We start from the raw sequence: 12,057 nt of genomic DNA, 5'->3' as shown, positions 1-12,057 counted from the left end.
TTCTTATTTGGGACTGATAGCTAACGCCAATCGGCTGAATTGTAAACGAACTTTCTGAACATCCTCAAAAATGGCAGCAACACTGCCTCTTCGCCGATTCGCACGGATCCGCGAAATAGCAATTGACGAGTTCTAAAAAAGAACGTTAAATCTGGATTGAGCTCGTGCGGCAAAAGGCGACGTTCGTTGTTCGGGAGGTTGGTGGTGGCGGGTCCGTCAGGGGCGATCGGTATCGATGAGATTGCTGCAGGGCTGCCTCGCCGCATCCACGAAGTCACGGCTGACCATGTCGCCGATGCCCCAGGCCGAATCGCCTTGATCGAAGACGGCTCCGCTTGGAGCTATCGTGAGCTGAATAGGCGAGTCACCGAGATTGCCGCCGTTCTTTCCTCGCTCGGGGTGCGAGCGGGCGATCGTATGGTTATTGTCAGCGAAAATTGCATTTCGCTGGCGGCCTTGCTGCTGGCGGCGAGCCGACTCGACGCCTGGGCGATCGTCGCCAATCCACGATTATCGGCGCGCGAACTAGACCAGATTCGCGATCATAGCGGCGCTCGTCGAATGTTCTTTACGTCGAGCGTCTCGAAAGAAGCTGCTGCCCATGCGTTGCGCCTTGGAGCGGAGAACCGGCAGTTGGGACCTCTGCAGGAGATCGGCGTTGCGCCGCTCGACGAAGGTGCAACCGTCGAACCGGTGGAAGCCGATCCGTCAAAACAAGTCGCGGTTCTGATCTACACCTCGGGAACGACCGGAACGCCGAAGGGGGTGATGCTCTCCCACGATAACCTGCTGATCAGCGCCAAGGCCACCGCGCATTTCCGCAACATGGATCATAATGACAAGATCTATCTGGTGCTGCCGATCTCGCATATCGTCGGCATCTCGCTCCTGACCATGACCTTGATGGTCGGCGGCACCGTGCGCTTGGCCAGCCGATACGATCCTGCCACGCTTGCCAAGGCACTGGTCGATGAAGGTATCACGATGCTTGATGGCGGGCCGGCCACCTATCAAGGCCTTCTCGAATACAAGAATGTCGCAGGTCTGAAGCAGGTTGACTGCGGCGTACTGCGTTTGATCGCCGTTTCTGGCTCATCCCTCGATCTCAATCTGAAAACTCGCGTAGAGAAGGAATTTGGTTTGCCTCTGCTGAACGGCTATGGGACCACCGAATGTTCGTTAGGGGTATCTGCCGTGCGCTTCGATGCGCCACGTTCCGATGATGCGGTCGGTGCGCTGCTGCCGGGAGTTGAAGCCCGCGTCAGAACGCTGGATGGTATACCGCTGTCAAAAGGCGAAGTTGGCGAGCTTCACGTGCGCGGACGCAACGTGATGCGCGGCTACTATCGTGCGCCAGACCTGACGGCGAAGGTGATGGATACCGAACGCTGGTTCAACACTGGCGATCTCGCGCGCTTCGAAGGCGATTGCCTCCACATTGTCGGCCGTAGCAAGGAAATGACCGGCGCGATCTCAGCCGAGATTGAGGCGATCCTCAATTCACATAAGGATGTGCAATCTGCCGTCGTTGGCCAAGCCCTCAACGGCAATGGGGTGATTGTCGCATTCGTGCAGCCGTTCCCAGGATCGCGCGTCAAGCCGACCGATCTGATGGATTCCGTCAAACCTCGACTCTCCTCCTATATTCGGCCGCCGAAAATCATTGTCGTCGACGTCCTACCGGGAAGCTCAACCGGCAAGATCCGCGAACATGAGCTCGCCCGCCGCTTTCGTCGCGACCAAGCTGCCGCCAAGCAGGCGGCGAAACTCCAACGACGAACTCACTTGACCTGACCGGGAGAAGACCTTTGCAAAAGAGAAACGCAACCGTGGCCGTGATCGGCGCCGGGGACTACATCGGCGGCGAGATCGCCAAAAAGTTTGCCTCAGAGGGCTTCACGGTGTTTGCCGGGCGCCGTAACGGGGCCAAACTTGAACCGCTCGTCAGGGAGATCGAGAAGGCCGGCGGCGAAATTCACGCGCGCTCGCTCGATGCCCGCAAGGAGGAGGAGATCATCTCGTTCCTTGGCGATGCCGACAAGCATGCGCCGCTTGAAGTCTGCATCTTCAACGTCGGCGCCAATGTCAACTTTCCGATTCTGGAAACCACCGAGCGCGTGTTTCGCAAGGTCTGGGAAATGGCCTGCTATTCTGGCTTCCTCGCCGGCCGCGAAGCAGCGCGACTGATGCTGCCCCGCGGCAAAGGCAATATCTTCTTCACTGGAGCGACGGCGAGTCTCCGTGGTGGATCCGGCTATGCCGCCTTTGCCAGTGCCAAGTTCGGCCTGCGAGCTGTCGCGCAGGCGGCGGCGCGTGAGTTGGGGCCCAGGAACATCCACGTCGCGCATCTCATCATTGATTCCGGCGTCGACACCGAGTGGGTGCGCCAGCGACGGATCGAGGCACTCGGTCCGAACGCGCTAGATAACCCCGATGCTTTGATGCCGCCATCATCAGTCGCGGAATCCTATTGGTTGCTCTATCAGCAGCCCAAGAGCGCCTGGACCTTCGAGCTGGAGATCCGTCCCTTCGGCGAGAAGTGGTAACGGGGCCTCGCACGATGGAGCTCGAACTTTCCAGCGAGGACGCAGCGTTTCGTGACGAGGTGCGCGCTTTCATTGCGGAGAACTATCCGCAGGAAATGCGCGTTCCAAATCCCGAGACCGATTTGACGAAGGAGCAGTCGCTGCTCTGGCACCGGATCCTCTACAAGAAGGGGTGGATTGCTCCGCTCTGGCCCAAGGAGTATGGCGGCCCAGGCTGGTCGATCACGCAGCGCTTCATCTTTGAACAGGAAACCTCACGCGCCGGGACGTTGCCGCCGCTCGCATTCAGCGTCACCATGGTCGGCCCGGTCATCTACACCTTCGGCAACGATGCGCAGAAGAAGAAGTTTCTGCCACGGATCCTCTCCGGGGACGACTGGTGGTGCCAGGGCTATTCGGAGCCGGGCTCAGGCTCCGACCTTGCGTCCGTTCGTACCAAGGCGGTGCGCGACGGCGACCACTACATCGTCAACGGCCACAAGACCTGGACGACGCTGGCCCAGCATGCCGACTGGATCTTCTGTCTGGTGCGCACCGATCCTTCGGCAAAGCCCCAGGCGGGTATCTCCTTCCTCTTGATCGACATGAAATCGCCCGGCGTCACCGTACGGCCCATCATCACCATCGACGGATCGCATGAAGTCAACGATGTGTTCCTCGAGGACGTGCGAGTGCCTGCGGAGAATCTGATCGGCGAGGAAAACAAGGGCTGGACCTACGCCAAATTCCTGTTGGGCAACGAGCGTACCAGCATGGCCGGGATCGGCCGGTCCACTCGGTATCTCGGGCGTCTGAAGCAGATTGTGAGAACCGAAGTTGGCGAGGACGATCCAGCGTTCGGGGAATTCATCAGGGAGATCGCGCGCGTTGAGCTTGATGTGCTGGCGCTGGAGGCGACCGAACTGCGCATCGTCGCGCAGATGTCGCGCGGCATCGATCCGGGGCCGGCCGCGTCGTTGTTCAAGATCAGGGGCACCGAGATATTCCAGCGCATCACCGATCTGACGCACCAGGCGATCGGCAATTACGGTCTGGCCATCCGTGAGCACCCGGTAAGCGCCAACCACTTCATGCCGGGACCCGACTATGGGCACACGGCGACTGAGAAATATCTGAACTCCCGAAAGCTCAGCATTTACGGGGGATCGAACGAAATTCAGCGCAACATCATCGCGAAAGCGGTGCTGGGTCTCTGACTGCGTCGCACGAGGCATCCGATGGACATTCAGTTGACGGAAGAACAGGAACTGCTCCGGTCCAGCATTCAACGCTTCCTGCGCGAGCAATACGATTTCGACGAGCGCCGCAAGATCGTCGCGACCGATGAAGGCTGGAGCCGCAGGCACTGGAAATCCTTTGCCGAACTGGGGCTCTGCGCCGCGCCGTTCCAGGAGAGCTCCGGCGGCCTTGGTGGCGGCTCGCTTGCGACGATGATCGTGATGCAGGAGTTCGGCCGCAACCTCGTCGTCGAGCCCTATTTTGAGACGGTTGTCCTCGCCGGTGGCCTGATCGAGGACGCCGGCTCGCCCGAGCAGCGCCAGGCGTTCCTGCCGAAGATCATGGAGGGCGAGGCGATCTGGGCCTTGGCGTGGGCGGAGGGACGGTCACGTTATGATTTCCACAACGTCACCACCACGGCACGCCGCCAAGGGGACAAGTTTGTTCTGAGCGGAACCAAAGCCGCGGTAGTCGGTGCGCCATGGGCCGACAAGCTGATCGTTTCGGCGCGCACCTCGGGCCAGCAACGCGATCGCGACGGCGTCAGTCTGTTTGTCGTAGATCGCCATGCGGCCAATCTTCACCTGCAGAGCTTCAAGACCATCGACGGCCGGCGCGCCGCTGAACTCACGCTGATGAAAGTCGAGGTGCCGGCCAGCCAGATGCTGGGCAGCGAAGGCGAGGGCGTCGCGGCCCTGGAGGCGGCTCGCGATCGCGCCATCGCGGCCCTTTGCGCGGAAGCCGTCGGCGCCATGACGGAGCTGAACTCGGCGACGCTCGAATACAGCAAGACGCGCAAGCAGTTCGGGGTTGCGCTGGGAACGTTTCAGGTGCTGCAGCACCGCATGGTCGACATGTTCATCGCGCTTGAGGAATCGATTTCGCTCACTCAGCATTTGAATCTGACCCTGGCGTCGAAGGAACCGAACGGATCGAAACTGGCGTCCGGCGCCAAGACCAAGGTCGGCTACGCCGCACGCTTTGTCGCAGAGCAGGCCGTGCAACTGCACGGCGGCATGGGCATGAGCGACGAGTTGAACGTCGGCCACTACTTCAAGCGAATAAGCTCCATCAACGTCCAGTTCGGCGATCCCGCCTATCATCTGATGCGGTACGCGCAGCAAAGCTGAATCCCTCCAACACAGCTAGTCGACTTCCGCACTCCGACCAGAGGTAAACAATGACCGAAGCCGTAATCGTCTCGACCGCTCGCACCCCAATTGGCAAGGCGTACAAGGGCGCTCTCAACAATACCGAAGGCGCGACCTTGCTCGGCCATGCCATCTCTTCGGCGCTGTCGCGCGCGAAGCTCGAGGGCGCCGAAGTCGAGGATGTCGTGATGGGTTGCGCCATGCAGCAGGGCACCACGGGTACCAACATTGCGCGCAAGGCGCTGCTGCGGGCCGGACTTCCGGTGAGCGTGGCCGGAACGACCATCGATCGCCAATGCGCGTCCGGCCTTCAGGCGATTGCGCTGGCTGCGCGCTCGGTCATTTTCGATGGCGTGGAGGTTGCCATCGGCGGCGGCGGTGAATCCATCAGCCTGGTCCAGAACAACCAGATGAACAATTTTCATGCCGTCGATCCTGAACTTCTCGCGATGAAGGGAGACGCCTACATCGCAATGCTGGATACCGCCGAGATCGTTGCGAAACGTTACAATATCTCGCGCGAACGTCAGGACGAATACAGCCTCGAGAGCCAGCGCCGGACGGCGGCCGCGCAGCAGGGCGGCCGGTTCAGCGACGAACTCGCACCGATCAAGACGACCATGGCGGTGACTGACAAGGCGAGCGGCGCCGTGTCATATCAGCAGGTGACGCTGTCGGCCGACGAGGGGCCGCGTCCCGATACCACGGCCGAGGGTCTTGCCGGCGTCAAGCCGGCCAAGGGGCCGGGCTTCACTGTTACCGGCGGCAATGCCAGTCAGCTTTCGGATGGCGCCAGCGCGGCTGTCATCATGAGCGACAAGCTCGCGGCGCAGAAGGGTCTGAAGCCGCTGGGCATCTTCCGTGGCTTTGTCAGCGCCGGGTGTGAACCGGACGAGATGGGTGTCGGCCCCGGTCTATGCCGTGCCCCGGCTGCTCAAACGCCACGGCCTCAAGGTCGATGATATCGATCTCTGGGAGTTGAACGAGGCGTTCGCGGTGCAGGTGATCTATTGCCGCGACAAGCTTGGGATCGATCCCGAAAGGCTCAACGTCAACGGGGGCTCGATTGCGGTTGGCCATCCCTACGGCATGACCGGCGCGCGGCTGACTGGCCACGCTATGATCGAGGGTCGCCGGCGCAAGGCGAAATACGCCGTTGTTACGATGTGCGTCGGCGGCGGCATGGGCGCCGCAGGCCTCCTCGAAATTGTCCACTGACGACCAACAAACCGGCTAGACCAGAGATCTGTAAAAACACATCGGAGGCACGCGTGAAGACAGCAATTACCGAGATGTTCGGCATCGAACATCCGATCATCCAGGGCGGAATGCACTATGTCGGGTTTGCCGAGCTGGCGGCCGCAGTGTCGAACGCCGGCGGACTCGGAATCATCACCGGTCTGACGCAAAGGACGCCGGAACTGTTGGCCAAAGAAATCGCGCGCTGCCGCGACATGACCGACAAGCCGTTCGGCGTGAACCTGACCTTCCTGCCGAGTTTCACTGCGCCGCCTTATCCAGAGTACATCGCTGCGATCAAGGAAGGTGGCGTCAGGGCAGTGGAAACCGCGGGCCGCAGCCCCGAGCAGTACATGCCGGCGCTGAAGGCGGCCGGCATCAAGGTGATCCATAAATGCACCTCGGTGCGGCATTCGCTCAAGGCCGAGAAGATCGGCTGCGACGCTGTCAGCGTTGATGGCTTCGAATGCGGCGGCCATCCCGGCGAGGACGACATCCCGAACATGATCCTGCTGCCGCGTGCGGCGGACGAGCTGAAGATTCCGTTTGTGGCGTCGGGCGGCATGGCCGACGCGCGGAGCCTCGTCGCGGCGCTGTCGATGGGGGCCGCCGGCATGAACATGGGCACCCGCTTCATCGCCACGAAGGAAGCGCCAGTCCACGACAATGTAAAGCAGGCCTTGGTCAAGGCGACCGAACTCGACACCGTGCTGGTCATGCGCGCGCTGCGCAATACGGAGCGTGTCTTGAAGAACAAGGGCGTCGACGAGCTGCTCGAGATCGAGCGCGAAAGGGGCGCAAGCCTGAAGATCGACGACATCCACGAGCAGGTGGCGGGCGTCTATCCGAGGATAATGATCGATGGTGACATGGACGCTGGCGCCTGGAGCTGCGGCATGGTCGTCGGACTCATCAACGACATTCCGACGGTGAAGGAGTTGATCGACCGTATCATGGCAGATGCCGAGCGGTTGATCAGGGAACGGCTTACGGGATTCCTCGACGCCGACAGCAAGGAAGCCTTAATGGTCGCCTGAAGCCTAGCAACGGGAACCAGGGCGGATGGCAGAAGATCGGATCGAGCTCGACACCGGCACAGGTGAGTTGCTGTGTGAAATCCGCCATCGCGTCGCGCTCATCACGCTGAACCGGCCCGAGGCCCGCAATGCCTTGTCCGACCAACTGACCCCTGCGCTGCGGCGCATGATAAGGCAGTGCGGCGATGATTCCGGCGTCGGCGCACTGCTCATCACGGGCGCTGGAGCCGCCTTTTGCGCCGGCGGCGACGTCAAGGGTATGGGGAGCAATTCTGCGAAGGCCGATACGCCGATCCATGAGCGGATCGCCGACTTGCGCATCAAGCAGCGCACCCTCACGGGTGCGTTGGTGGGACTGCGAAAGCCGACGCTCGCGGCGCTTCCCGGGCCTGCCGCGGGGGCAGGGCTTGCGCTCGCACTCGCCTGCGACATTCGAATCGCCGCTGAATCGGCTGTGATGACCACGGGATATGCCCGAATCGGGCTGACGGGGGACTACGGCATCGCCTGGCTGCTGACGCGGCTGGTGGGAACGTCCCGGGCACGCGAGTTGATGTTTCTGTCCGAACGGATCGACGCACGCCGCTGCGAGACCCTGGGACTCGTCAACCGGGTGGTGGCCGACGCCGAGCTTCGCGATGTCGCATTTGCGCTTGCAAGGTCCTTGGCCGAGGGCCCCTCGCAAGCGTTCGCCGGCATGAAGGACAACCTTGACCATGCCTTGGCCACGGACCTTCTGGATTCGATGGACCAGGAAGCGGCATACATGGTCCGCTCTGCGCGAACGACGGATCACAAGGAAGCGGTCCGCGCCTTCATCGAGAAGCGCAAACCCGTATTCGCCGGGAACTAGTGTGCGTTCAATCTGAAGGTCCGCATCGCTGACCGGCTTTTCCTAGTAGAGGCGCAGATCAAAAAGCCATTCTGAGGAATTCGGTTGTTATATATGATGATAATCATCTAATGTGGCTCTCTATCTTAGTTCATCCGGGAGCATGCGATGCGTTATCCGAAAGACCATGGGCAGCAGACCCGCAGGCGGATCGTCGAAAATGCTTCCTACGGCCTGCGTCAGAACGGCGCCGACGGCCTGAGTGTGGTCGACCTGATGAAGCTCGCTGACCTGACGCATGGCAGCTTCTACGCCTACTTCAAGTCACGTGACGCTTTGGTCGTTGAAGCGATCGCTTTGGCCATGGATCAAACCATCGCCCATTGGCTGGATCTCACGCAGGGATTGCCTCCCGAGAAAGGATACGACGCAGTCGTCGAGTCCTATCTGAGCCCTCGCCATCGCAATAATCCGGCTCGCGGTTGTGCGCTTCCGGCTTTAGCCGCGGATATCGGACGGTCAGGCCCGGAGGCGCGGCGTACCTTTGCAGGCAGGCTCGAGAAAATGATCGATGTCATCGCCCGTTTGATCCCGAGAGGATCGTCATCGGATGCGCGGCAGGCCGCAGCCGGCGCAATTGCGACCATGGTCGGCTCCATCGTGCTCGCGCGTGCGGCCGGCGACAGGCGGCTGTCTGACGCTCTTCTGGAGGCCGGTCGGCAGGCCTTGCGCAATCAGGACGCTAATGTCTTTCCGAGTCCATAAGCCTCCGGTGCCCATAACTTGCAAAATGCAAGTTATGGTCTATGCTGCCGTCAAATGCTCATTTGGCTTGGGAGGTGCGCCTTGAAACTAGCTACCTATCGATCCGCAGGTCAAAATAGGCTCGCGCTCGTCCAAGCCGGCGGCCGCTTGTTGTTTGATCTCGCTGCCGCCTCGCAGCGGGCTGGTAAGCAAAATCCAGCATTCAACTCGATGCTTGACCTTGTGGATTATGGCGACGCCGCGCTGGACGAAGCATCCAACCTTTTCGACCGCTATAGGAAAGATCAGGACTTATGGTCTGCGGTTGCGGAATCCGAACTTCTTGCCCCGTTGCCGGAGCCGCGCCAGATGCGCGACGGCATGTCGTTCCCGGTGCATATCGTTCAAGGCCCGATCGGGCATCTCAAACTAAAGGCGCGGAAGGCAGGCGATACGGCTGAGCTCGCACGTCTGCAGGCTGCGCCGCTGCCCGAGCTGCCCGAGGTGTATCGCAAGCAACCAATCTACTACATTACCAACCGATTTAGCGTGAAGGGCCCCAACACGACGGTCAAATGGCCGCGTTACAGCCAGGTCATGGACTACGAATTGGAATTCGGAATCGTCACCAAGAACAGGGGCGCGAACATTCCGGCAGCGAAGGCGCGCGACCACATATTCGGCTACACGATCTTCAACGATTTTTCCGCGCGCGATGCCCAGCGGGTGGAGATGGAAGGCCGATTGGGACCCGCCAAAGGCAAGAGCTTCGATGGCGGCAACGTGCTTGGGCCCTGGATCGTGACACCCGACGAAATCGGCGACCCCTACAACCTCAAGATGGAAGCCCGCGTCAACGGCGAGGTTCGTTCGCAGGGCACGAGTGAAGGCATGCTGTTTTCGTTCGAGGAAATCATCGCCCACATTACCCGGGATGAAACGTTGATGCCCGGTGAGTTCATCGGCTCCGGTACCGTGGGCAATGGCTGCGGCCTCGAGCTTGGCTGGTATCTCGAGCACGGGGATAGCATCGAGCTCGAGGTCGAGAAGATCGGGGTCTTGAAAAATCGGGTCGAGCGTCAAAATATCTAACGAAACGATGGATTGCAAAATGCAAGCCATGGTGTAACCTGCATTTCGCAGATCAAACGATGCGGTCGCAAGAGCCGCCGGCAAACAGGAGGCAGCTTTGTCCGAGGATGCATTGGTGACGCGTGAGCAGCGCGGCAATATCTCCGTTTTGACCATGGTTTATCGGCCGCACAACCTGCTCGGCCCCAAACTCCTCAACGCGATTGTGGATCAGGTGGGGGCAGCGCAGAAGGCAGGCAGCCGCGCCATCGTCATCCGTAGCGGACTGCGGCATTTCTCCGCCGGCGCCGATCTGGATATCTTCGAGAAGCGGGTAGAGGCAGGCAGCGGAGATCAGGCCGGTGAAAATCGGCAGCTGAACGGCGTCGAATTCCTGCGCTTCATGGAGCTGCTGCCAATCCCGCTAATCGCCAGTGTTCACGGCGTTTGCCTGGGGGGCGGCCTCGAGCTTGCGCTATCGTGCGATTACATCATCGCGGCCTCTTCGGCGAAGATCGGCTCGGTCGAGGCGACGCTTGGGCTGCATCCCTTGCTGGGAGGAATCCAGCGTCAGGTGCAGCGGATTGGTGCCCAGCGCGCCAAGGAAATGTCGATGCTGGCGCGACGCTATGATGCGTCGACGCTGGAGAAGTGGGGATTGATCAATCTCACAGTTCCGGAAGAGTCGCTGGAGACGGCGACGATGGCAATCGCGGAGGAGTTTGCGCAGGGACCGACGGTGGCGCATGCCGCGACCAAGGAACTCGCGCATATCGCGGTCAACCAGGGCGTGGTGGCCGCGGACGAGGCGATGGCAAGAGTACAGGCGCCGATCTGGGCGTCGGAAGATCTCAAGACCGGTCTCACGTCATTCCGCAAGAACGGCCCGGGTCTTGCAAAGTTCGCGGGGCGCTAACATGAGTGGCCCCTTGAGTGGAATCCGTGTCGTCGATTTCTCCCGCGTGCTGGCTGGTCCGCTGTGCGCGCGGACGCTGCAGGATCTTGGTGCCGAGGTCATCAAGATCGAACCGCCAAGCCCCGACGTTTCCCGGTTTGCATTTCCATCGACCGACGGCATGTCGGGCTATTACGCCCAGCAAAATGCCGGAAAACGCAATGTCAGCATCAATCTCAATATGCCGGGCGCCTATGAGTTGGTGCTGAAACTCTGCGACACCGCCGATATCGTCGTCGAAAATTTCCGTGCCGGGACTCTGGCTTTCTTCGGCCTTGACTACGAGACACTGTCCAAACGCAACCCGCGCCTGATCTACGCGTCGATAACCGGCTATGGCCAGGGCGGTCCGTGGCGCAGCCGGATGGCGTATGCACCAACGGTGCAGGCCGAGGCCGGCTTTACCGACAACAGCGTTCGTCACTACGGCGACACGCTGGCGGAGCCGCGTACCGACAGCCTGTCGCATGCAGACGTCTATGCCGGATTGCAGACCGTGATTGCGATTCTCGCAGCGCTCAACAGCCGCCAGAAGACGGGGCAGGGCCAGTATATCGACGTTGCAATGGCGGCGACGCTGCTCGCCGTCAATGAACGAGCGCATGTCGATCTCTCCGACGACGATATCGGGGCGGAGCCCGCGATACTAGGGGCCACCGATTGCCCATTTTTCACGGGACCGCAAGGCGAGCACTTCACGGTTGCGACCAGTATCATCGGCAGCCTGACCTTTCCGTCGTGGCTGCGCGCCATGCGCCGCGTCGATCTGATGGACGATCCCCGGTTCTCCACTGCTGCCGCGCGCCGCTCGAATTTCGGCGTGCTGCACCAGATCATCCAGTCCTGGATCCTGACCTTTCCGGATATGGCGACCCTCGACGCCCAGTTCGACGAGGCCAAGATCGCCATGGGCGAGATCCGTTCGATCAAGGAGCTCACGGCCTCGGAATGGAGCGATTACTGGGGCGCCGTGCAACACGTTCCTGACCGCAGCGGTGGCGAGTATCGACTGCCGGGTCGGCCGTGGCGCTTTTCGGCCGAAGAGTTGACACCGATCGGGGCACCCGCTTTCCAAGGCGAGCATAATTTCGCGGTCTTCAGCGAGCTCGGAGTCAGCGAGGCGGAATTGAAACGCTTAAGCGAAGCGGGCGTGCTTGTTTCGCATCGGCGTGCGCTGCAGCCCGAGATCGTTGCCAAGCCCGAAGCCGAGCCGGGGCAGGCCGCCTGATCAGCCAAACGCCGAAGGGCGCACGGGACATACACG

General features: G+C 61.0%; 10 protein-coding genes and 1 pseudogene. All 11 read left to right on the top strand.

Going from position 1 to position 12,057, the window contains the following annotated elements; all coding sequences use genetic code 11:
- The first annotated feature begins 204 nt into the window (after nucleotides 1–204).
- Nucleotides 205–1,794 carry a class I adenylate-forming enzyme family protein gene (locus V1290_RS10400; protein WP_334364322.1) on the top strand — a complete coding sequence of 530 codons (1,590 nt, stop codon included), beginning with the start codon at nucleotides 205–207 and terminating at the stop codon, nucleotides 1,792–1,794.
- Nucleotides 1,795–1,808: 14 nt separating this feature from the next.
- A complete protein-coding gene (locus V1290_RS10395) occupies nucleotides 1,809–2,546 on the top strand; it encodes an SDR family oxidoreductase (RefSeq protein WP_334364321.1) in 738 nt (245 codons plus the stop codon).
- A gap of 14 nt (nucleotides 2,547–2,560) precedes the next feature.
- Nucleotides 2,561–3,742: an acyl-CoA dehydrogenase family protein gene (locus tag V1290_RS10390; protein WP_334364320.1), complete on the top strand. Its 1,182-nt coding sequence runs from the start codon at nucleotides 2,561–2,563 to the stop codon at nucleotides 3,740–3,742.
- 21 nt (nucleotides 3,743–3,763) lie between these two features.
- Nucleotides 3,764–4,894, top strand: a complete 1,131-nt coding sequence (locus V1290_RS10385; protein ID WP_334364319.1) for an acyl-CoA dehydrogenase family protein — start codon at nucleotides 3,764–3,766, stop codon at nucleotides 4,892–4,894.
- Nucleotides 4,895–4,944: 50 nt separating this feature from the next.
- Nucleotides 4,945–6,133, top strand: a pseudogene (locus tag V1290_RS10380) (acetyl-CoA C-acyltransferase).
- A 53-nt stretch (nucleotides 6,134–6,186) separates the two neighbouring features.
- Complete coding sequence (locus V1290_RS10375; protein ID WP_334364318.1) at nucleotides 6,187–7,191, top strand: NAD(P)H-dependent flavin oxidoreductase; 1,005 nt, start codon at nucleotides 6,187–6,189, stop codon at nucleotides 7,189–7,191.
- A gap of 25 nt (nucleotides 7,192–7,216) precedes the next feature.
- Nucleotides 7,217–8,044, top strand: a complete 828-nt coding sequence (locus tag V1290_RS10370; RefSeq protein ID WP_334364317.1) for an enoyl-CoA hydratase-related protein — start codon at nucleotides 7,217–7,219, stop codon at nucleotides 8,042–8,044.
- A gap of 147 nt (nucleotides 8,045–8,191) precedes the next feature.
- A complete protein-coding gene (locus V1290_RS10365; protein ID WP_334364316.1) occupies nucleotides 8,192–8,788 on the top strand; it encodes a TetR/AcrR family transcriptional regulator in 597 nt (198 codons plus the stop codon).
- 81 nt (nucleotides 8,789–8,869) lie between these two features.
- Nucleotides 8,870–9,859 carry a fumarylacetoacetate hydrolase family protein gene (locus tag V1290_RS10360; protein WP_334364315.1) on the top strand — a complete coding sequence of 330 codons (990 nt, stop codon included), beginning with the start codon at nucleotides 8,870–8,872 and terminating at the stop codon, nucleotides 9,857–9,859.
- Nucleotides 9,860–9,956: 97 nt separating this feature from the next.
- Nucleotides 9,957–10,754 (top strand): enoyl-CoA hydratase/isomerase family protein, encoded by a 798-nt coding sequence (locus V1290_RS10355; protein WP_334364314.1) that lies wholly within the window; start codon nucleotides 9,957–9,959, stop codon nucleotides 10,752–10,754.
- A gap of 13 nt (nucleotides 10,755–10,767) precedes the next feature.
- Nucleotides 10,768–12,021 (top strand): CaiB/BaiF CoA transferase family protein, encoded by a 1,254-nt coding sequence (locus tag V1290_RS10350; protein WP_334364313.1) that lies wholly within the window; start codon nucleotides 10,768–10,770, stop codon nucleotides 12,019–12,021.
- The last annotated feature ends 36 nt before the right edge of the window (nucleotides 12,022–12,057 follow it).

The sequence above is a fragment of the Bradyrhizobium sp. AZCC 1578 genome, assembly GCF_036924675.1.
In the GTDB taxonomy this organism is placed as follows: domain Bacteria; phylum Pseudomonadota; class Alphaproteobacteria; order Rhizobiales; family Xanthobacteraceae; genus Bradyrhizobium.
This window is presented reverse-complemented; position numbering and strand designations above follow the sequence as displayed.

Excerpts from the sequence above, each read along its gene's own strand:
- V1290_RS10390 (WP_334364320.1), top strand. The coding sequence starts at position 2,561 with ATGGAGCTCGAACTTTCCAGCGAGGACGCAGCGTTTCGTGACGAGGTG.
- V1290_RS10385 (WP_334364319.1), top strand. The coding sequence starts at position 3,764 with ATGGACATTCAGTTGACGGAAGAACAGGAACTGCTCCGGTCCAGCATT.
- V1290_RS10370 (WP_334364317.1), top strand. The coding sequence starts at position 7,217 with ATGGCAGAAGATCGGATCGAGCTCGACACCGGCACAGGTGAGTTGCTG.
- V1290_RS10365 (WP_334364316.1), top strand. The coding sequence starts at position 8,192 with ATGCGTTATCCGAAAGACCATGGGCAGCAGACCCGCAGGCGGATCGTC.